Here is a 21540-nt window from a genome sequence, read left to right on the forward strand (position 1 = left end):
GAAACCCGGCCATGCTTCACCATAGCAGAGTCCGCCGCGTCACGCGATCATTTCCAGGAGGCGCTACAACATTCCATCAAGACAGGTCCTCGTTGAAGTAGACCTTGATGAACTTCATCTTCTTGTCCTCGTCGAAGCCACGTTCCAACACCGAATCCGCCTCACCGGAAAGCGTGGGCTTCAAATGAATCTCCACGCCGGTGTCCAGCTTCACTACCGCAGCGATCTTCTTCTTCGCCTTGTTCACGTCCTTCTTGGAAATTTGGAAGGAATCATCGAATGTGTGACCTTGATCCCGCTCCACCTCGGCGCGGTGGCGCTTGAATTTTTCCACCGCCTCCGGAGTCTTGAGCACCTGCTCCTCGAATTCCTGGAGACTGAAGTTCTCCTTTTCCTCGAAATAGGAGATCGCATCCCGGGCCGCGCTGTGGGTGCCCCATGGCGGCGTGTCATCGCCCGGCTCGGTTTCCTCCGGAGCCTGTTCCTTGCGCGCTTCCTTCTTTGCCTTCTCTTCCTTCTTCACGAAGGCCACCGCCATGTCCGCGTATTTGTTGGTCAGGAATGAAGGATCGGTCACCGGCACCACGCCGAGGAAGTCACGCACCCAGAAGCGCGACTCCGCACCGGAGCGGTCGAAGGTCAGGACATGGTAGCCCTTTTGCGCATGGTGGTTCAGGATCAGGCAACCCTTGTCGATCTTCTCCGGATTGATGCCCTGCTCGGTGTGGAGTTCGAGGTCGCCGTCCTTCGTGGAGATGCTCAGGAACGGCACCACGCTCTCCGATTTGAGAATGCAGATACCCTGCACCAGCTCGCCATTCACCTCGATATCCCTGATGAAGGAGATGCAGAGATCGCCGGACTTGATGTTCGGATGGTTCGACTTCGAGTAGAGGCGCTTCGCGATGTCGCAGCCGCGCTCCAGCAACCCATCCTCCGAATTGAAAATCGCCGTCGCCAGCGAGTTCATCTCGTGCTGATCGAGCGAGGAATGATGGCTGAAGCGATGACCGGAGAGGTTCTTGAACGGCTTCAGGAAGATCGCCGTCAGCACCTCCTGATCCGCCTCATCCACATGGAAGACCTGCTTGGAGGTCTGCAAGGGTTCCTCGCGCTGCGGGTGGCCCACTTTGGCGAGGACGAGACGGGTGGCGGATGCGGAGGTGAAGCGGATCTTGGCAGCCATGGCGACGGGAGGCGGAACCTAGGCGGATCCCCGGTTTTGAAAATCAAAAATCGGGGCCGTATTCACCACCGGTTCGCTCCCCGTTCACACTCAGGCAGTCGCACGTTTGCGTTTCACGGAACCACTTTCACCCGGTAAAACCGCTTCGGCAGTCCGCTGGCATCCGTGTAGTCGGTGGTCGTCGCCGTCGCGGTTTTTGTCGCAATCACGGCCCACCCGGAGGACAACATCGTAGCGGCCTCCACCTGATAGGATTTCCCGGCCACCGAATTCCAGGACACTTTGAAGCCAGCACCCTCCTTGGCCACGGATGCGCTGAAACGCGAGGCGGGGTTCTTCGGCAAGGTGCCCGCGAGAAATTCCACCTGATTGCTCTGCCCGTCACTGTCCGGATCGGCATTGGGGTCGGACTCCAATGACGAGTAACTCCCGAACTTGGAAAAGCGCCACTGCTCGTACGGTCCCGCCAGCACGACCGCCACCTGTCCAGCCACGGTGGTATCCAGCACTGCTGTCAAACCCGATGGAGCTCCCGTGAGGGACACCGCTCCCACCTGCACACTGCCGGACACCGTGAACAACGGATAGCGCCCCGCGGCGGTTCCCGCTGGTACGGACAGATTGAGAATCCCTCCCATCGACAGATCACCAGCCACCGACACCGAGTCCGCCGAGGCTCCGATACGTGCCTGAAGCAATCCTCCATCCGGCAGCGTCAGGCTGCCCCCGACCACCAACGGCCCGCCCGTCCCGGTGCCGTAGCCCCGGAGGGATAGCGCACCTCCACCCACCAGATCACCGGTCACGGTCCCGTAGGCACTCATGATCGCACCGGCTCCGGCGGTCACCGTATCGAGTGCCAGCGTGCCGCCTTCCAGTTGCAGCGCGGCCCCGTTCGCCACTTCCAGCGTGTTCAGGCTGGTGAGCGAGCCTGTGACCTTGAGCACCCCCTGCTCCACCGTGGTGCGACCGCCATAGGTGGAATTCCCGGAAAGAGTCCATGTGCCGCTGCCCGTCTTCACGACCGAGGTCGGACAATAGACGTTCTGGTCCGCGATCACACCCGCGAAGGTGGCGTTCGTGCCAATGCCGCCGATGCGATAAGTGAGAAAGCGTCCACCGGTGGCACCGCCCATCAGATAGGCGCTCGCGTCACCGGATACCTCTCCGATGGAAACGGTCGTTCCATCGCCACCGGAAAGCGTGCCGACGTAATACGCCGTGGTATTGGCGGTCAGCTCGACCGCCGCGTTCGGAAAGCCGGGATAACCGTACGATGGGCCGAACCGGAGATCGCCACCATTGTTGGTGGAGTCGATCACCCGCAGCTTGCCGGTGAAGCCCGACCAATCGCCATAGAGGGTCGTGCGGACGTAGGGGATGCGGAAATCCAACGTTCCGCCACCGGTCAGGGTGCCATAGAGATCGCAGCGGTCGTCCGCATTGAACGTGCCGGTTTGTCCGGCGGGCACGACGAAGTTGTAGGTCGCGCTGTTGTAGGTGGCGGAATTCCGGTACATCGACAAGGTCCCGCCCTTGAAGGTGATGGGACCCGGTCCGAGTCCATACGCATTACCATCATCATTCGTGAACTGGATGGTGCCGCCTTCGATGTCGGTGCCGCCCGTCCACGAGTTCATCGCCACATAACGCAATGCAACCGGAGACGCGGTGGCCGTGGCATTCTGTGAAAGCGTCAGCGTACCACCATCAACGATGGCGGCGATCACCGTGCCCGCCGGAATGCCTGGGCCGGTCACACTCATGCCTGCGGCGAGGTTGGTGGTGACCACTGTCACAGTGGCGCTTGAAGCCGTCGTTCCCGAATCGAGGGTCACACCCACCGGGGAGAGCGTGAGCGTGTTCGTGCCGCGTTTGGTGAGCTTGCCAGTGCCCGAAATCGCGTGACCGGCCAAAGTGTAGGCCTTGCTGCTATTGTCCACGATCATCGAACGCGGAGCCACCGGACTGGCCAGCGTGAGCATGGCTGTGGTGGCGGTGTCATCGAAGGTCAGCGCATCAAAGTTATAGTAGGTGGAAGCCACGCCACCGTTGGTCCAGTTCGAGGTCGTATTGAGATCCCAGTTGCCGTTGGTATTCCCCTTCCATACCAGCGAGGCGGCATTGCCGGTCACGGTCAGCCAGATCGAGGAAGGATTGCTGCCCGAGGCGGAGCGTCCGAGCGCGAAAGTCTGGCGGGTGCCGGTGGTGGGAAGATTGTGGGTCAGACTGAGGCCGGAGATCGCACTGCCGGTGGCTCCATCGATCAGCGGATAGGTCCCCGGTCCGAGCAATCCATCGGTGAGGCGGAATTTGAAATTGAGCGTGCCGGAAGCCGTCAATGTACCACCTTGCATGGCGACACGGTCGTTGCCGCCGGAGGACGACGACGAGAGATCGAAAGGCAGCACGGAGCCATTCGGCAGAGTGACGCCGCCTGCCACCTGGAGCACTCCCGCCGGAGTGGCGGCGGTCCCGGGGGACAAGATGCCCCCGCTCTGGAGCGTGACCGGACCGGTGACCGAGCCGGTGCCCGCAAGGGTGCCGCCATTGGCTACGGTGATTGCCGTACTTCCAAGCGCGCCTGTGATCGAAAGAGTCCCGGCGTTCACCGTGGTGGTGCCGGTATGCGTGCTGGTTCCCGCCAGCGTGAGGCTGCCCGCGCCGGTCTTGATGATGTTCGTCGCCGCGTTTCCCGTGCCATTGACGATCGCACCGGAGAAAATCGTGCTCTCCCCCTTTGCCCCGATGCTGTAGGTGCTGGCCGCCACCACGCTCTGCGCTCCGCTCAAGGTGCTGCCCGATGCGCCGGACAACGAACCGATGTCGTAGCTGGTCGCGCTGCCATTGCGATTCATCAGCTGGCCGTTCGTCCCGAGATCCACCGCCACGGCGGGACTGCCGAAGCCGCCATTGAGCCGGATGCGCGGTCCACCCGCTCCCAAGGTCAGCCGTCCGGTGTAGCCGGTCCACGTCCCGCCCACCGTCCACAGGTAGTTGCCATTCACCGTGACATTGCCCGCGCCGGTCCAGTTGCCGGTTTCATTGTGCTGGGACTGGACGGTGATCGTGGTGTCGGTGTCGAATTGCAGCGCATTGGAAATCGTCCCGTTCGAGGCGGCATTCAGCGTGAGAGCCCCGCCGTTCATGCGGATGGGAGCCGTGCCCGCCGCTCCCGCGGAATTGAGAGCCAGCGTTCCTTCCTCCACCGTTACCGCGGAGAAGCCATTGGTGGCCGAGTTCGACAGAGACAGAGTCCCGGTTCCCCGCTTGAGCAGAGGCCCCGTACTCCCGATCGAACCCGCACCGGTGAAAGTGTAGTTCGCCGAAGCAATGACATCCATGGAGCCGGGCGAGACCGTGGAAGGAATGGAAACCGATGGTGACGTGGACCCTGTGTCATCGAACACCAGCCGGTCGCCATTGCCGAACGCGGTGACCGTGCTGCCCTGCTGGAAATTCAGCGAGGAAGTGTCCCATAGATTGCTGGTGCCATCGCCCTTCCATTTGAGATCACGCGGCAAGGCACTGGAACTGACAAGAATGCCGCAGGTCTGTGTCCAGGTGCTGCCATCCGCATCCGTTACCGTGAACTCAAAACGCGCGCGCCCTGACGTGTTGACCGTCGGATTGAAAGTCACGATCGCGCCACCGGTCCCGGATTGCACGGCGGCGCCACCGGTGACTCCGGAAAGCGTGAAAACCGGAGTGTTTGGAAAACCGAGCGTGAACTTGCGCAGATCGATGCTGATCGAAGTCGGCGCGGACCCGGTGCTCTTCGCCACCACTCCATGCGGGATGGCGAGGAAATGGAGATACTCCTCCAGCCGGGTGTAGCCCAGCGGAGTGGATGCGGGGAAGAAGGTCGTTCCGGTGATCACACCACCCGATCCGGTGAAGGCGGTATTGTGGTCATCGACAGCGGGATTGAATCCCAGCGCCTGCTCCCAGTAGTCCGGCATCCCATCCTGATCGCTGTCGATGGGCGAGCTCGCGGACGCCAGCGTGCCAAAACCGGCATTCGAGGCACCGGTTTCCGATTCACGGGTCACATGCTTGTGAACCTGCCCGGTCAGGGCGGCGAAGAGGATCGTATCAACCTCATCGCGCAGCGTCTGCGAGGCATCCACGGAGAGCCGCAGCGCGCCACCCTGCGACACCACCTTTTTGTAAGCCGTCAGGGCATTGTCCATGGTCACCGCCACGGCACTGGAGGGGAATGGCGTGGCGGAAGTGTTGTAGGAGCCGGAGGCGATGCCGTAGCCCTTGTCGGTGCCATTGAGAATGCCATCTCCATCGGCATCATGCAGGCAGCCGTTCAGGTAGAGGCTGAAGTTCGGCACGCCATTGCGGTCGAGGCTGGCTTTCTCCAGCGCCTTGGAGCGCAGGTTGCCCGGCGGGCTGAGGAAATAGTTGTTGCGGACGTTCGCCTTCCAGCTCGCAGGAGTCTCGGAGTCCCCCATGATGAAACCGATGTCCCAATCGAAGGTGACGTTGTTGATCCAGTCGAGCGTGCCGGGTCTGGCCTTCGGGTTGCGGGTGTGGTTGTGCGCCCACAGTGTGTGATGGGCGGTGGCGTGGTTCTGGTCCCACAAGCCGCCGCAGGAATGGGATTCCAAGCCCCAGGCATTGACCGCCCACTGGAGCGTCAGATCCTCCGGCGGACTGCTGAAGCTGGACATGTTTTCGTCCGTGCTGAACTGCATCGAGATGTGATCCAGCACCGAGCGCGTCGAGTTGCTGTCCAAGTCGATGCAGTCTCCGCCGGAGCCATACTTGCCATGGCGGAAGCGCAGATGGCGGATCACCACGTCATCCGCTGAGATGCGGAAGGTGCCGTCCTTCAGACCGATGCCATCCCCCGGTGCCGTCTGGCCCGCGATGGTGACCTTGTTCTGGGTCATCCGCAGGTTGGACCCCGGCACATGAATGTAGCCGCTGACATCGAAGACGATCGTGCGCCCGGCCGCGGGCGCATTGGCGATGCCATAGGCCAGCGAACCCGCACCGCTCGAATTGAGATTCGTCACATGATACACGTCACCCCCACGTCCGCCGACGGCGAGCGCGCCAAAGCCCTCCGCTCCGGGGAAGGCGGGAATGGAGGCCTGGGCATGGAAGGTTTGATTGCCGAGCAGCAGCGCTGCCGCGACGAGGGGCTTTCGTGGCATGCAACTTTTCAAGACCGAAAGTTACCACGCTCCGCTTGTAGCATTCCGGAGAAGCGTCGGAAAACTACAGATGATCCCCTTTCACCATTTCGGTTCCCAGCCGAGCACGGCTCTCATGGTGCAAGCGGCCGCTTCTTCGGCCGCCAACTGCCGCGACCAAGCCACGCGCCGGATGATGGAAGCTCCCTCGCCTGTATTCTGGAATTCGGCATATCGGGCCGTCTTCTCGTTTTCAGGATTCCGCCAGTTGTCCCATCCCTCCGGAGCGATTCCCTTGCCCAGCGTGCAATTCAGGTAGGCAACCGCCGAGTACGGGCGCCAGGGACGCCCGAGATAGACGCGCTTCGCCGCAGGCGCGACTGAAATGGCACAATGATCGAACACGAAGCCATATGCCTGATTCTCCGGAGTCGAGGCGGCAGTGATGTAGCCATTGTCCTTCACATGGATCTCGCACGCATGAAAGTAACCGATGCCCGCCCCAAAGATGAAATCCACATCACCCTCGATCCGGCAGCGATCGAAAAGATGCGCCCCGGACTGGATCAGCAGCGTGTCCTGGCTGCCCAGCAGCCGGCAGTTCCGGAACTCGCCCCGCTCGCATGCCAGCGATACCGCCACGGCCTGGCTGCCCTTGCCGCGGGAGTTCTCAAACGTGAGGTGGCTCGCCCGGATCTTCGGACAGCGGAAGGTCACCGTGGCGCTGTCAAAGGTGCCGACCGTCCCGCCTTCCGGTCGCGGTGTGTCCGCGCCATCGCCGAAGACAATCACGGTCTTGCTCTCATCCTCTCCTTCCAGGGAGATCTCGCCCGCTTCCTTCGGAACCACCAGTTTCTCGCGATAGATTCCCGGCTTGATGACAATCCGGCATTCGCCGGCATGCTTCGCCGCGCGCGCCACCGCGGCATCGATCGCCAGCTTCACGGTCGGGAATGCCTTGCCGTCCGTAGGATCGACCACAAGAGTCTGCGAAGCCGCGAGAACGGTTGCCGTTCCCGCGAAAAGCCAGGCGATGAAGCCGCGTATCATGTCCCGATCCATTCTTGTCCGATGACGGTTTGTCCATCCCGAATCCCTGCAACCGCAATCCTGCTGGCGATGACCATCCTCTCCGGAGGATGTCGCAAAACGGGCACATCCGCGGCCGTAGCGGCCCCTCCTCCAGCGGTCACCGCACCTGCACCACCACCTCCTACGGCATACACCTTCGCGACGGGAAGTCCTGATGGCATCGGCAAGTTCTTCCATGGCCGGGAGATCGCCAAGGTCATGGGCCATCCCGCCATCGGCTGGCTGGAACGCGACGAGCGCGAGAAGGAAGAGGCCCCCACGAAGGCCATCGCCGCCCTCTCCCTGAAGCCGGATGCGGTGATCGCGGACATCGGCGCGGGCTCCGGCTACTACAGTTTCCGTATTTCCCCGCAGGTCCCGCAGGGCAGGGTCGTGGCCGTGGACATCCAGCCGGAGATGCTCGATTTCCTCCGCAACAAATCCCGCGAACTGGGCATCACCAATGTCGAGCCTCACCTCGGAGCCGTCGATGGCGTCCAACTCCCCGCCGCATCCCTGGACGCGGCCTTGATGGTGGATGCCTATCACGAATTCTCCCAGCCCGCGGAAATGCTGGCCTCCCTCCGTCACGCACTGAAGTCCGGAGGAAAGGTCTATCTGCTGGAGTTCCGTGGTGAGGATCCGGAGGTGCCGATCAAGATCCTCCACAAGATGACCGAGGCCCAGGCCCGGCTGGAATTCGAAGCCGCGGGCTTCCGCTTTGTCTCGAATTCCACCGCCCTTCCATGGCAGCATCTGCTCGTCTTCGAGAATCCATGATCCGCGCGTTGCTCTTCCTTCTCTGTCTCGCCTGTCCGCTTTCAGCGCGGGAAGTGGATGTCTACCTCCTTGGCGGGCAGTCGAACATGCAGGGCATCGCGAAGCTCACCGATCTGCCGCAACATCAGCTCACTCCTGCCCCGGGGGTTCTATTCTGGAATGGCAGGGAATTCGAACCGCTTGTGCCCGGCAAAACGAAGTCTTCGAAACATGAAGGCGAATTCGGCCCTGAGCTCGCCTTCGCCCACGCGATCCCCACTCCGGGCCGCCCGGTGTTTCTAGTGAAATACTCCGCCAGCGGCATGCCCCTCGATCCCGGCTGGAATGCCGACAAGTGGCTCGGCGGCGAAAAGCCCGGACGCGTGAATTTTTATCCGGGTGCCAACCGCACCGATCCCAACCGCGGCCGCCTCTACTCGGCGATGATCACCTGCTTCGGTGAGGCGATCGGTGCGCTCTATAAGCACGGCGATACACCGGTGATCCGCGGCTTTCTCTGGATGCAGGGCGAGCAGGATGCCAAGCACCCCCTCTCCGCAGAGCACTATCCGGCAAACCTCAAGCTGCTGCGGCACCGGATCTCCGAGGACCTGCGTGTGGAGAATCTGCCGATAGCCTTCGGCCAGGTGCTGCCCCATGATCCGCCTCTGCCACGCTTCATCGCCCGCGACCAGATCCGGCGCCAGATGGCCGCCTGTGACATGGACTCCGGAAGTCCGCTCGCCATTCCCCGCTGCCGCATGATCTCCACCAACGGTTTTCCGATCGGCACCGACACCGTCCACTACAACGCCAAGGGGCAGTTGCTGCTGGGAGCCGCCCTGGCCAAAGGAGTCGGCGAGGCGATGCTCTCCAAATAAGGGGCAACATTTTCAGCCACACAACCTTTCGGATTCGCTTCCGTGAAAAACTGTTGTTAGGTTCGCGGTTGATCTCATGAAGCCGCCCCATCTCGCCGACTACCGTGAACGGCTCGCCGCCGGACGCACCCTGCGTTTGAAACTCCCCCGCAAGGAACTCGGTACCTGGCAACCGGCGGAGCGGGATGTGGTGGAACTGATCCGCCATTCCAATCAGGACCGCGTGCACAAACTGGTGCCCCTGAAGATGGCGCGTATGGCGGCCTCGCCGTTTTCGTTTTATCGCGGCACCGCCTTCCTGATGGCGGGTGATCTCTCGTCCTCTCCCATCACTGGTATTCACACGCAGATCTGTGGGGATGCCCATGTCCGCAACCTCGGCGCCTATGCCACGCAGGACGATCTGTTCCTCTTCGACGTGAATGATTTCGACGAGACCACACCCGGGCCATGGGAATGGGATCTCAAGCGGTTGGCCGCGTCCATCATCCTGGTCGGACGGGAAGCCGGACAGAGTGAAGATGCCTGCGCCGATGCGGTGCATCAGATGGCCGAACGCTACCGGAAGTCCATGCGGGCCTTCGCCCGGATGCCCGTTCTCGACCTCACCCGCTATGCCGTGATGCGCTCGGTGGGGCACGGGCCGGTGCAGCGCATTCTTCGCAAGGCCGAGCGCAAGACTCCCGCGCAGGAGATGGAAAAGCGCACCGCACCGGACGGGAACGGCCTGCCACGCTTCCGCGAGCTTCCCTTGCAAACACCGGTGCCGGAAGCCGTCGCAAGCCGGGTGATCGGTTCGCTCAAACACTATCGCGAGACTTTGACCGCCAACCGCCAGTCGATCTTCGATGCCTATCATCCATCCGATGTCGCCTTCAAGATCGCCGGCACCGGCAGCGTTGGCTCGCGGGACTACGTGGTCCTGTTGTTTGGAAACGGCCCGGACGATCCGCTGTTCCTCCAAGTGAAGGAAGCCTTCGCCTCCTGCTACACCCCCTACCTCCCGGAAGTCGGAGTGCCTGCTCATCACGGGCAGCGCGTGGCACAGGGCCAACAGCGCATGCAAACCGTGAGCGACCCATTCCTCGGCTGGACCACGATTGGAGACCGCCACTTCCTCGTGCGGCAGGTCGCGGACCGCAATGCCGCCATCGATCCACAGGATCTGAAGGGCAAAGCTTTGCTCCAGTATTCCCTCGTCTGTGGCGAGGCACTTGCCAAGGCCCACGCCCGCACCGGTGACCCGGCCTTGCTCGCCGGCTATCTGGGGAAATCGGAAAAATTCGCCAAAGCGCTCGCCGCGTTCGCCCGCACCTATGCGGATCAGGTCGAGAAGGACCACTCCACCTTCACCGCCGCCATCGCGGACGGCAGACTCCAGGCTGCGATGATCTGATCAATCCCCCTTCCTCAGCACCCGGTCCAGGAAATCGATCGCGGCATCGTGGGCTCCACCGGGGAAGAGGAATGCCGTGATGTGTCCCCTGCCCTTGAGCCAATAGATCTCATGGGAAATCCCCTTCCTCTCCAGCGCGCTGGCAAATCTCCGGATGTGCTCCGGAGGCACCAGCCCGTCCATCGTACCGTGATAGAGAAATACCGGAGGGCTGTCCTTGGTCACCTGGTACACGGGTGAAGCCTCAATGTAGCGCCGGGGAATGCGCTCCTTTTTCCCGCCGAGGAAGTCCGCCACCATGCTTCCACTTTCCACCATGGTCAGGTCGGCCGGATCACCGCCCGCCACCACCGCCTTGATCCCCTCGTCATACGGATGCTTCAGCAATCCTGCCAGCGAGGCGAGATGAGCACCCGCCGAATAGCCGTAGGTCGCGATCCGCGTGGCATCGATGCCGTTTTCCTTCGCATGCACACGCATCCATAACAGTGCCTGATGGATATCCTCGACCTGCGCGGGATAAATCCAGCGCGGGGCCTTGCGATACGTGATATTGAAAACCACATAGCCCCGCCCGGCCAGCTTCCGGGCGATCGGAGCCATGTGATTGCGGTGATCCTCACCAGTCCATCCGCCATAATGCAGCAGCAATACCGCGGGGGCAGGCTCCCCGGCCACGGGCCGATAAAGATCCCCCTGCAAAGCCTCCGGCCAATCGGACGGCGTGTAGGTGATGTCCCGCCACACCGTATAGTCCGTCCTCACCGGTGGCACGGACTTTCCCACGTGGCCCACATGCGTCGCACATGAGGCGAGGCCGAGACAAACAAAGGCCATCCCCCACCGCAGGGCTCGCAAAGGTCGTCGGAACATGCCTGGAACCTAATCCGCTCCACGGCCAAGAAAAGAATCCGCGCCCACAAAAACCGCATCGAGCCATTCATCCCAAGCCCTGCCGGTGGTTTTCCCTTGAAAGCCTGCTCCCGGAACCGCATACGAACGTCGCTACGCGCAACCGGGAGAGGTGGCAGAGTGGTCTATCGCGTCGGTCTTGAAAACCGAAGACGGGAAACTGTCCGTGGGTTCGAATCCCACCCTCTCCGCTTCATTTTCGCAACTTGTTTGGACTCAGCGAATCTGCTTATAATCAAGGTCTTGGACTACGATTATGGGACACACGACTGGGACACAAAACGAATCGCGAGAAATGGGCAAAAACCACCTAATCAAGCGTGGCAGCCGCTACTTTTTCCGGCGTCGGGTTCCTGAAGTGATTCAGGCGATTGTCGGCAAGAAGGAGCTAAAGGCTGCCCTTGGCACTTCTGATTTCAAGGAAGCGGTCCGCAAGGCCACCGTCGAAACTCTGAAATCCGACGAACAATTTGAGGCAGCCCGACGTGCACTGAAATCGGTGCACCCGGGTGCACCAGCCAAAAGGCGGGTCGGATACAGCGAGGCCATGCACCTTCTGACGAGGTGGTATCAAGAACTTGAAAACGGTTCTCTGGTCTGGTTTGAAGAGAATCACGGCATCCGTGGAAACCCTGATGAACTGCGAGACGTCCTTGAAGGAGGATACACCGATCTTGCCGCCTACAGCGGAGAGCGGCACCCAAATGATGGATGCTGTCGAAAAGAGCTTCGGTCACTGATCGAAGACGCCGGAGTAGAATTCGGGGGCACCGACGACGAATTCACCCGCCTGTCAGGACTGATGAAGCGGGGACGTGTGCTCGATCTTCAGAAGCACATCGCTCGCCTTGAAGGCACCGGAGAAATCCAAGCGCCACAGATGTATAGCGGAATCAGACATGAAAAATCGTGCGCATCTGGATTTCCTTCCTCATCTCAACCGGTCAACGCTCCGAGCGTTGGGGACGTAATCGACGAGTTCTTGGAAGCGAGGAAACTGAATGACAGAACTGACGCCACTTTGAGGGCGTATGCGGGACCAACCAATTTTCTACGGAGCATTCTTGGTGGGAGCACTCCAATCGCCAACGTGGATCGCGCCCAAATGAAAGAGGTGCTCAAGCTGCTCGTCCAATTCCCGGCAAACGCTGCGAAACACTACCCCGGCAAGCCAGCCCTCCGATGCATCGAATTGGCAAAGGCGGACGGAAGAAAAGCCATCAGTGCCAACACACTGAAAAACTACCTCATTTGCGTGCGTGCACTGTTCAATTTCGCGGTGGAAGCGCAGATGATTTCTGTCAGCCCTTTGAGGGGAATTTCGTTTCCGGGACGTGGGGTGAAGGGCGGATCAAAACGGCCACTCTTCACAGTCGATGAGGTGAATAGGCTCTTCCGTCACGATTTCTACAACGACAACGAGGCGAGACGAAAGCTCTCCCTCGAAAACGTTCCCGGCCGATTTTGGGTTCCCTTGATCGCGCTCTTCCACGGCTGCCGCTCCAACGAAATTTGCCAGCTTTACACCGACGACGTTTTCGAAAAGGACGGCATCCTTTGCATCAACATCTCAGACGAGAGAGCAGACGGTTCATCCTGCGAGAAGCGCCTTAAAACCCAGCAAAGCAAGCGGTTGGTTCCAGTTCATCCAACACTGCTGGAAATAGGGTTCAAAACCTTCTGGAAGCAGAGGGGGCGCGATCAGAGGAATCCTCGGCTATTCCACGATCTCACGTTGGGCAAAAACGGAAACTACAGTGACGCATTTCAGAAGCACTTCCACAGATTCCTTTCTGATTGCTTCAGGGAAAAAATGCCAAAGGCAACCCTCCATTCCTTCCGCCATATGTGGAAAGATGCTGCGACCGAAGCTGGCATTCCTGAAGAGGTGGCAAGACGACTGGGGGGCTGGGTTGGCGACCGAAGCGCGGCTGCCGGGTATGGACGTGGACCCTCCGTTCAAAAGCTCTTCGAAGCTGTCCAGCGGATCGAATTTCCCGGACTCAAAATTGATCACATCCGGTGGGTCTGAGAACGCCACTTTTTGCTTTGCCTTAGACGCTCCGAATCCGTCATGCTGCATGTGTCCGCGAAAGCGGACGGAGCCTGAGAAACTCCAGATAAGCGGTAATGGCGTTGGCCGTGACAACGTCGCCACCTCGAAATGGTTCGGGGAGGCGGCTGTATGTTCAGGCTGCTCTCGTAGCGGCTAAAACAGTCGCGGCTGGCTTATCCAGTTTCTCAACTCCCCGAGCCACCTGCGGAATGCGGCGGCTCTTTTCCTGAGAAACGAACAGCCATGAGAGCCAGAGCCGCAAAAGTCAGCAACATCCGCCAAGGGTGCATGAAAGTCCTCCTTGGAGTCATTTTCGCTTTGGGAGCCATCATCCCGATCAGCAAAATCTTTTCTAATTCACCTCGGGAGAAGAGTGAGAGTGCCAGCAACCGCGAAGCTCAGATGCAGACCCTCAATGGGCGTTCCTTCGTTCTCGCAGAAGAAGCGGGAATGACTGGCGTTTTCATTGAAATCACCCCTCAAGTGGATGCTCAAATGAGGGACGCACAGCGGGTGAAAATCACCTTCTCAGCGCCGGGAAGATCGAATCCCGCAGAAATGCGGAAAGAGGTGTATTTGCTTGTGAAGGAATTCTTCAAGCGATCCAAACAGACCCCGGGATTTGAGGACGTTTCATCATACTGGTTTTCCCCAACGGCAAAATTGGTGGACCAATATGGACACGAAACTCAGGGGGCGGCAGGCAAGCTCGTTATTGATAGAGAGGTGATGTTCAAGATGAATTGGGACAATGCCACCCCACAAAGGATAGAGCAGCTTTTTAATACGGAAGCAACATTGTCTTGGAAACGCTCAGAACAGGAATAAAATCTAACCGGCATCATTATGATCCTTGTGTTTCTTGGGGCGATATTCGCAGCCCTTGTCATCGGAGGCGTTGGGGGCACGTTCTACGGCGTGTATGTGTTCTTCCGGAATCGTCGTGAGCAACGTGAATACCATGAGTGCTACTTGGACGAAGAAGACGCAGACTTGGCTTTGGATTTGCCTGCACATCCAAAGCCATCAACCCGCGCAAAGGCCCGTTCTTGTGTGCCACCTGTGATACCGAATCACCGAACGCAGCCCGGCACGGGCCGTTTGCTTCCGCCTCCACCTCGTCGGGTGTTGCGAGATTAAGCAACACCCTTATATACCTGAAACACCCACGTTTTGCAAGCAAAATCGCCAATAAATCTTGACAAAATGACCGAATTCGCTGTTTGCGGGTGATAATGTTGAAAATTCGATTTCAGACCATGGGTCTAGGCATGGCCGGGGTTCCCATTCCTAGCGAAATTCAATCGCCTGTTCCCTTCGAAAAGGGGCAAACGGTGTATCACAAGAACTCTGACCGCCATCGTCATTTTGAGGTGTATTCGGCGTATTGGGTCGTGGATGATTGTGATGGAGAGTTTTACCAACTCGTTTCACTAGGAATGCCACTCCCCAAAGGAGAAGACGGTTCCTACGAACCGTAGCGTAATCAATCTGCCACCCTTCTCCGTTCCAAAATATCGGCCTCCCGTGAGGGTCGATCTGCCATCTTTCGTATTCATTTTTAGTCATTATTCTTTCTAGTTCTTTCGCATCCCTCGTTAGGTGATTGACACACCCAAGTCTTTCTGCTAGAGTCCGCGCCAATCAAATTTATATGTATAGTTTTAATAAGATTTTCCCCGATGAGGCGGCAGCCATAGCCTTCCTCGAAAACGCCCGATGGCCTGACGGCAACATCCAATCGCCCTACGGGGACAAGGGCGCGTATCGAATCGAAACCCGCCCCGGCGTTTATAAATGTAGGGCTACCCGCAAGCAGTTCAGCGTAAGGCAAGGCACAATTTTTGAGGAATCACGCCTACCCCTTCACAAGTGGTTTTATGCGATTTTCCTTACGCAATCGACCAAGAAGGGAGTGTCCAGCATCCACCTCGCAAATGTGCTTGGCGTCACCCAAAAAACTGCATGGTTCATGATGCATCGCCTTCGTTATGGAGTCGAACATGGGGATTGCTTGCGTCCCCTTTCCGGGATCGTTGAAATGGACGAGCATTATTCCGGTGGCAAGGGACGCGGCAAACGTGGTCGTGGTGCGGAGAACAAGACTCCGGTGTTCGGCATGGTTGAACGTGGCGGCGAGGTCCGCGTGCAGGTCGTTCCCGACTGCAAGAAAAAGACGCTGATACCGATCATCAAGAAGCACGTTTCCACGGAGAACACGGAGGTCATGACCGACGATTTCCCCACCTACAATGCACTCGATGGCATGTATGACAGACAGGTCATCAACCATAGCGCCAAGCAGTATGTGCGAGCAGACGGCCACGTTCACACGAACACGATTGAAGGATTCTGGAGCCACCTCAAGCTAGGTTTGAAGGCGGTTCAAATCCACGTCAGACCCAAGCACCTGAACCGCTATTGCAAGGAATACGAATTCAAGTATAATACGCGCAAATTGACCAATTTTGAGCGTTTTTCCCGTTGGTTTGACTTCTGCAATGGGCGTCTCACCTACAAAGCTTTGACCGCCTAGCATCATGCCGCCGAACCCGCGCCCGATCAACTACCCTGATGATTCTTTCGAGAACATCTTGAGAAGGCTTGCCCGTGTTCCCCCGCCACCGAAGGAAAATCCCCCAGACGACAAGCAAGAAGCGGTGAAACCTAGGAAGAAAAAGAAGAAGTAATTACTATTCTTCTAGTTTCTTTTCACAGGCGGCAAGCATTTCGCTAGGAGTCGTTCCAAAGACCCATGCCAGTTTGGCCAGTGTCTCCACCGTTGGACGACGCTTGGCGTGTTCTAGGTCAGAGACAAAGGAGACGGACAATCCGGCCCTTGTCGCGGTTTCGTTCTTCGACAAGCCGCAAGCGGTTCGCCTCGCAGTTATTTCGTTTCTAAGGAGTTCTGAAAGTTGGTCAGCCCGTTCGTTGATCTTCATCCCGACAAGCTAGCCGTCTCTCCAGCTTGACGTTTCTTTCGCTATAGCGGAAACTGGAGAGGCTATGAGCGATCCTCAAAGACCGAAAAAGCGCAACCTCTCCACCTACGGGAAGCAACCAACCCCGGATTTCGACATGGTTTCCATCCTGTTTGGTTCCCTCGGGATTCTGGCTGGAATCGTGTTCGTGATCGGATTCTTCTGGTATGCCGCTCACACCGAAAACCAGACTTCCTCTAACGCTTCCCGTTCAAAGTATGACTCCATGAGTCAGGAGGAATTGACGCGGGCCAGAGAACAGGAGAAGCAGGACGGAGCCAACGTGCTTCGTCAGATTGACGAGCACCGGGAGAACACCCTTTGGAAGGAGGAGAAGAAACGCCGGGGTTATTGAGAAATCAGTTCTTCGGTTTTCGCATAAAGCAAATATAAAGATTGGTTCTCATCTCCACAGGGATCAATGCGCAAAAAGGTTCCATCACTGAATTCCAAATGAGCGACGCGAATGGCACCATCATCGGTTACAACTGATTCAAAATCAGATATTTGCTTGCCTCGCAACAACGCGGGCATTTTTGCTGGATCGTCTATATGTTTTTTCATAGTTTGAGTAATGACTTACGAAGAAGCTGAAAATAAAGTTAATGTTTATGAGGATAGCGATAAAAGCGGAAGGGCGTTTTCGGCTGTATGCCCATATTGCCCGGACCTCCACAAAGAGACTGTAATAGTTTCTAGACTTAACGATGGCCAAGCAAAGCATGCTGTGGTCGGAAGAATGATCGCTCATTTCCGAAGAAAGCATTTCGTTGTGGATGAGCCGCCTGTGGCCGAAGAGGAAGCGGCAGAAAAAAAGGAAGAAGAGTAATAAATATTAATCTCGCCCCGGCCCCACCGGGGCTTTTTTATGCCCAAATTGGGTGTTCAATCTATATAACCGCCAAATTTTATTTAAATGATCACCTATTGCATGAATTTGAAAGCCGACTTGGGCACAATCGTGTGGTTTTCACTAAGAGGCTTTCAGATGTTTTGCACGCGCTTGAGATACCGGTTACGCCCCAAGAGGAAAAAGCGGAAGAAGAGAATCTTCAGAATTTGAGCGTCAATGCTGTGTTGCTAGATGAACAGCTTTTAGAAAATGAGGGAAAGGAACGGTGGTGGATGAAAAATTCGACGGAAGGAATCGCGCAGGCCATCGCACACAAACAACAATGGATGTCCGAGAGCGGAATTGGGGGAGCCCTTAAAGCCTTAGAGGAGCAGCAGAAGTTATTTTCGCAGGGCGCGTTTGGGGGAATTGCGAAAGCCATTGCAGATCAACAAAAGTGGATGTCCGAGAGCGGAATTGGGGGAGCCCTCAAGGCTTTAGAGGAGCAGCAGAAACTATTTGCGCAAAGCGCGTTTGGCGGCGTCGCGAAGGCCATCGCAAGTCAACAAAAGTGGATGTCCGAAAGCGGAATTGGCGGAGCCCTTAAAGCCTTGGAGGAACAACAGAAGTTATTTTCGCAGAGCGCACTTGGGGGAATCACGAAAGCTCTGGAACAGCAGCAAAATTCGATCGGCAAAGCGTTAAAAGGCTTCGTGGAACCATTGTGAACTGTTGCGATTGGATTAATAAATCGTGAATTGCCCCATCACGCTTCAATAATCCAAATGCCTGCATGGAGGGTCGCTTATCCATTCAATCATTGAAACAAGAAGATCCGAAAATCATGCCAATAAACTTCCGCATCCTTCATTTAACAGGTGCATGCACTCAGTCTGCCTCGTCATTTCTAAAAAAGAATGTGCCCCTCTCCTTGGAGGCACTAATAATCCATTCTTGAATAATAGGAACAAGGTTTCTTGCCGCGTCCAAATACTCTTGGATCGAATTCAGGAAAGACCCATTTAATTCATCAGACACCCAAGTGAGATCCTCATTTTCTGACAAAAACCCGTACTCTTGAATGGCATATATTCTGAGCAGGATTATTTCTCTTTCATAGCAATCCCGCAACTCCATGAATTCTTCAGCTTGAACATCTGAACGGAAATCGCTAATTTCTAGATCAATTCGATCAGCTAATGATGCCGTTAATCCCAGCATGAGGCGATAGTTGTCCTGTGATGGTCCGCATCTATGGATATATCGTCTTAATAGGCTGGAGTAGACTACGCTTTTCACCGCGCTTCGACCGGATGCCAGAGCTTGAAGAAACGTCCACTTTTTCAGGGTGCGGTGATATATCGTTACGTCATTCAGGAAAGGATCAAATGTCCTTGTTTCCCAAGCGTGCTTTTCTGAGTAATTTTGGTGTTCTTCGGGATGCTTGTTCCAATAGAACACAATTCCTTTGGTGGTGGAAAAATTGCTAGCATGCTCCTTATGTCCTTCCTCCGCTAAAAAATACGGCAAATCTTTTCTCCTTAAGAACCTGCATGTGGTGTGTGAAGAATGCTTCAAAATTGAGCCATGCTTCAGGCAAAATCCATGCCGCGTTCCCAACTCTTGATATTGAGAAGGGTTGAAAATGCAATTGTCGCATGTAAACGGGTTGTTCATGCTCGACGAAAAAACGGTTGGATCTGGCTTCCGCACCAATTAATTCGGTCCTTTCGATCCACGTGGGAAAAATCGAATTCCCACGATATTACCGCTTCGTGGGCTTTTTCCGCATATTGAAGGGCTCGCTGGGCCAAAACCCTTTCTGCTCTTTTGGAAGCTTGAATCAGAAGGCGCAATTCTTCGCGAACAGCGGTGTGAGCTACAAACCGATGGCTGTTAGCGATGACCTCTTCTGGTGAGGTGGAGTACAGTTCTCCGCCAAAATGGCGGATCGATTCCTCACGTGCCGAAACCGACGTGAGATGGGTCTTCAAGCCTCTGCATTTGGTGATGTGTTCTACCAGCGTAACCACATTATCTGGATTAGGCGGGGTGATTCCATTTGGGCTGTCCTTGCGATAGTGGAGCGGAATCGACATCAGTAGGGGTGGGCGGAGCTTTTGAGCCAGTATTTTGATTCTTAGGAAGAGCCTTGGGGAGGAAAATCTCAGAAACCTCCATTTTTCTGGCTACCTCCCTTGATCGCTAGCCTTCTAGTGTGAGGCAATTTTCCTGCTTGCGGCGTCGAAGCTCCACCAGCAAGGGAAAGCTGCGAGGTTTCAGTTTTTCTACATTTTTCCATCCCGCCATTCCTCAAACGTTCGGCAGAGCTTCGTCCCTTGTCGGATATGTCGCTTTCCTGCCGGAGAAGGAGCAAGAAGATCGTGGATCAAAAAGTCAACGAGCTCAGGAAATCTCTGAACTCCCAGATGATTTCGAGTCCGTTTTCCAAGCCGGAATTTCGTTTTGATTTTTTTACCGAGGCGTCCGGGAGACATGGCCGGAATGCTCTTCCAATAGGTATTTGCCAAGTCTACGAGGTACTCGATGTAACCGCAAAAATTAGCATCGGCTCCAATACTGTTTGCTGGGAACTTTGGCTTTGTTGCCTTCTCAGAAGCAAAATGATTCACCGTAATTGGTGCGTGATTGTCCCTGCCGACAGCAACAGAGACCCCTTTGTTGCCAGATACAGCGGAGACTCTTGGCTTGGGATTTACATGCTTGAGCAGCAAATTTGCTTGCGCCTTGAGTTCCCCGGTCCATTCGCGAATACCTTTGCTCTCATGCAGAGTTTTGATCTCGCCTAGCAATTCCACCGTGTAGGTCTTCTCATTTGAATCGACAATTTTGTGGCAGGTCTTGCAGAGGACGAGAAGGTTCGGGAAATCGTTGCGTTCTTTAAGAGTCAAATCGGGATTATAGCGCGGCCCTTTCTTGTTTCTGGCCCCGATGTGGCAAACGTCTCCGACTACCGTTTCGCCAATAATGATCGGACTCTTGCATCGAGGCATGGCGCATTCGTTATGAGAGCCAGCGAAGAGCCGCTTGATCGTTCTTTCTGTGTAGGGCACCTCTGTATTAAAGGGTTGAGACTGAATTTGAAAAGGGCTTCGTGCCAAGCTAGCTGAACATTTCTCCTGATCCATCTCCTTCTTGGCAAGCGGCGTCCAAAGGGTAATCTTCTCCGCGTTGGCGTATTTTAGGCTGTCTCGTCAGGCTTTCGAGGCCGCTGCTTGGGGCGTGGCGCTTTGATCTGATCTTGTCGAAACAGGCCCCGGAGGCGGATTGTGAACATACTCCAATTCCGTTTGGGGGGTTCCTTTGTATCGGCAAAGAATCCAGTAATCGGAGGTCAGCTTTTTTCGATTGGAAATGATCTCACTTTCGATCAGGCGCAAAAAGTGCCCTATTCTACCAACGGCCACTTTGAAAGATTCGAAGCGAGCAGGCTGACCAGCTAGGAGCGAGTAGCAGAGGCTGTTCAGATCCTGTTGCGCGTGAAAGAGTTGCTGGTGGAGAAACGAAAGCTGAGGGAAATACAAGCGGATAAACATAATGATCTTCTTGTTGTGATTCAGCCCATAAAGGTCGTCGATTTTTTGAATTTCAAATTTCTCGTCCGGCTTGCCGTGGAACCATTTATCAACAGCATCGAATCTAGCGACATTGTCTTGAGCCGACTTATTCAGGAGGAGGTAGAGTTCTTCTAATTTCGCGATTAGGAGCTTTGTTTGCTCCCGCTTGGATGTGGCAAATTGAGTGAGAACACCGACCAGAAATGCTACGGAGGCTGCCACCCCTGCCGCAGCCAAAGGCACCAAGGTGCTTGGGTTTGCCGAGAAAGAATCGGAAAGGAAGGTCATTCAATTTACGAGCGAGGGTTGATGGAGCCGTTGTTGATCCACGGGCATGCGCCCCAAAATCAAGCTGCTACGACATTCTCACGATGGAACAGCGGTTGCTAGCCCGTTCCTTGCGGTACCTTGAGCATATTTTCATGGTTGCAAAATGGGACACAAACCTGCTCCACTTCGTTCGTGTCTCGCTAGCTTGAATTGTTGATTTCAAGCAAGTTACGATTGATTGGTGGGTTTCCCACCCTCTCCGCCATCGACAGTTCACGGCTCGCACGAAGGTGCGGGCTTTTTTTGTGTGACCATGGAGCGGGAGGGATGAGAATGCGACGGTCGCCTGCGACCTTGTCGAAGCGAAGCCTGTTTGGCATGGAGCCCCAGGCTCAACCTTCCCGAGCGAAGCGAGGCTACTGACCCTTTTTCAACGGTAGGCCGTTGAGAAAGTCTTTGAAGTGAGGG

Annotated in this window: 19 protein-coding genes and 1 tRNA gene; 10 read left to right on the forward strand and 10 right to left on the reverse strand. The window is 56.5% G+C overall.

Going from position 1 to position 21540, the window contains the following annotated elements:
* Positions 1-76 precede the first annotated feature (76 nt).
* From KBB96_RS06930 to KBB96_RS06940, 3 genes are all read right to left on the reverse strand, one after another.
* Entirely contained in the window at positions 77-1186 is a 1110-nt protein-coding gene (locus KBB96_RS06930) for a nucleoid-associated protein (protein ID WP_211633865.1), read from the reverse strand.
* Between the two features lie 113 nt (positions 1187-1299).
* Positions 1300-6357: an autotransporter-associated beta strand repeat-containing protein gene (locus tag KBB96_RS06935; RefSeq protein WP_211633866.1), complete on the reverse strand. Its 5058-nt coding sequence runs from the start codon at positions 6355-6357 to the stop codon at positions 1300-1302.
* An 81-nt stretch (positions 6358-6438) separates the two neighbouring features.
* Positions 6439-7386 carry a pectinesterase family protein gene (locus KBB96_RS06940; protein WP_211633867.1) on the reverse strand — a complete coding sequence of 316 codons (948 nt, stop codon included), beginning with the start codon at positions 7384-7386 and terminating at the stop codon, positions 6439-6441.
* Positions 7387-7455: 69 nt separating this feature from the next.
* Here KBB96_RS06940 and KBB96_RS06945 point away from each other — a divergent pair, with 69 nt between their 5' ends.
* The 3 genes from KBB96_RS06945 to KBB96_RS06955 all read left to right on the forward strand — a co-directional run bounded on the left by KBB96_RS06945 (position 7456) and on the right by KBB96_RS06955 (position 10443).
* The gene (locus KBB96_RS06945; RefSeq protein WP_211633868.1) at positions 7456-8187 is read left to right on the forward strand and encodes a class I SAM-dependent methyltransferase; all 732 of its coding nucleotides are present in this window, start codon (positions 7456-7458) and stop codon (positions 8185-8187) included.
* The gene (locus KBB96_RS06950) at positions 8184-9047 is read left to right on the forward strand and encodes a sialate O-acetylesterase (protein WP_211633871.1); all 864 of its coding nucleotides are present in this window, start codon (positions 8184-8186) and stop codon (positions 9045-9047) included. Before KBB96_RS06945 ends, KBB96_RS06950 begins: the two co-directional genes overlap by 4 nt.
* A gap of 76 nt (positions 9048-9123) precedes the next feature.
* Positions 9124-10443 (forward strand): DUF2252 domain-containing protein, encoded by a 1320-nt coding sequence (locus tag KBB96_RS06955; RefSeq protein ID WP_211633873.1) that lies wholly within the window; start codon positions 9124-9126, stop codon positions 10441-10443.
* On the opposite strand, the gene KBB96_RS06960 is transcribed toward KBB96_RS06955, so the two are convergent.
* Complete coding sequence (locus KBB96_RS06960) at positions 10444-11280, reverse strand: alpha/beta hydrolase (RefSeq protein WP_211633875.1); 837 nt, start codon at positions 11278-11280, stop codon at positions 10444-10446. It lies immediately after the preceding gene.
* A gap of 181 nt (positions 11281-11461) precedes the next feature.
* Here KBB96_RS06960 and KBB96_RS06965 point away from each other — a divergent pair.
* From KBB96_RS06965 to KBB96_RS06980, 4 genes are all read left to right on the forward strand, one after another.
* Positions 11462-11546: transfer RNA gene (locus tag KBB96_RS06965), tRNA-Ser, on the forward strand.
* 104 nt (positions 11547-11650) lie between these two features.
* Positions 11651-13387 carry a site-specific integrase gene (locus tag KBB96_RS06970; RefSeq protein ID WP_211633877.1) on the forward strand — a complete coding sequence of 579 codons (1737 nt, stop codon included), beginning with the start codon at positions 11651-11653 and terminating at the stop codon, positions 13385-13387.
* A 312-nt stretch (positions 13388-13699) separates the two neighbouring features.
* A complete protein-coding gene (locus KBB96_RS06975) occupies positions 13700-14239 on the forward strand; it encodes a hypothetical protein (protein WP_211633878.1) in 540 nt (179 codons plus the stop codon).
* Between the two features lie 826 nt (positions 14240-15065).
* Positions 15066-15947 carry an IS1595 family transposase gene (locus KBB96_RS06980; RefSeq protein WP_211633880.1) on the forward strand — a complete coding sequence of 294 codons (882 nt, stop codon included), beginning with the start codon at positions 15066-15068 and terminating at the stop codon, positions 15945-15947.
* A gap of 157 nt (positions 15948-16104) precedes the next feature.
* Here the strand turns inward: KBB96_RS06980 and KBB96_RS21305 are convergent, their stop codons facing one another.
* Positions 16105-16353, reverse strand: coding sequence for a helix-turn-helix domain-containing protein (locus KBB96_RS21305; protein WP_211633881.1), 249 nt, complete (start codon positions 16351-16353; stop codon positions 16105-16107).
* Between the two features lie 64 nt (positions 16354-16417).
* On the opposite strand from KBB96_RS21305, the gene KBB96_RS06990 reads away from it, so the two are divergent.
* The gene (locus KBB96_RS06990; protein WP_211633882.1) at positions 16418-16747 is read left to right on the forward strand and encodes a hypothetical protein; all 330 of its coding nucleotides are present in this window, start codon (positions 16418-16420) and stop codon (positions 16745-16747) included.
* On the opposite strand, the gene KBB96_RS06995 is transcribed toward KBB96_RS06990, so the two are convergent.
* The gene (locus KBB96_RS06995; RefSeq protein ID WP_211633883.1) at positions 16741-16956 is read right to left on the reverse strand and encodes a hypothetical protein; all 216 of its coding nucleotides are present in this window, start codon (positions 16954-16956) and stop codon (positions 16741-16743) included. The genes KBB96_RS06990 and KBB96_RS06995 overlap by 7 nt on opposite strands.
* A gap of 10 nt (positions 16957-16966) precedes the next feature.
* On the opposite strand from KBB96_RS06995, the gene KBB96_RS07000 reads away from it, so the two are divergent.
* Positions 16967-17221, forward strand: coding sequence for a hypothetical protein (locus tag KBB96_RS07000; protein WP_211633884.1), 255 nt, complete (start codon positions 16967-16969; stop codon positions 17219-17221).
* Positions 17222-17319: 98 nt separating this feature from the next.
* The gene (locus KBB96_RS07005) at positions 17320-17952 is read left to right on the forward strand and encodes a hypothetical protein (RefSeq protein WP_211633885.1); all 633 of its coding nucleotides are present in this window, start codon (positions 17320-17322) and stop codon (positions 17950-17952) included.
* A gap of 160 nt (positions 17953-18112) precedes the next feature.
* Here KBB96_RS07005 and KBB96_RS07010 read toward each other — a convergent pair whose 3' ends face one another.
* From KBB96_RS07010 to KBB96_RS07025, 4 genes are all read right to left on the reverse strand, one after another.
* Positions 18113-18901, reverse strand: coding sequence for a hypothetical protein (locus KBB96_RS07010; RefSeq protein ID WP_211633887.1), 789 nt, complete (start codon positions 18899-18901; stop codon positions 18113-18115).
* Positions 18898-19323 carry a PIN domain-containing protein gene (locus tag KBB96_RS07015; RefSeq protein ID WP_211633888.1) on the reverse strand — a complete coding sequence of 142 codons (426 nt, stop codon included), beginning with the start codon at positions 19321-19323 and terminating at the stop codon, positions 18898-18900. Before KBB96_RS07015 ends, KBB96_RS07010 begins: the two co-directional genes overlap by 4 nt.
* A 189-nt stretch (positions 19324-19512) precedes the next feature.
* A complete protein-coding gene (locus KBB96_RS07020; RefSeq protein WP_211633890.1) occupies positions 19513-20373 on the reverse strand; it encodes a hypothetical protein in 861 nt (286 codons plus the stop codon).
* A 66-nt stretch (positions 20374-20439) separates the two neighbouring features.
* Positions 20440-21090: a hypothetical protein gene (locus KBB96_RS07025; RefSeq protein ID WP_211633892.1), complete on the reverse strand. Its 651-nt coding sequence runs from the start codon at positions 21088-21090 to the stop codon at positions 20440-20442.
* Positions 21091-21540: the final 450 nt, after the last annotated feature.

Source organism: Luteolibacter ambystomatis (assembly GCF_018137965.1).
Lineage (GTDB): Bacteria > Verrucomicrobiota > Verrucomicrobiia > Verrucomicrobiales > Akkermansiaceae > Luteolibacter > Luteolibacter ambystomatis.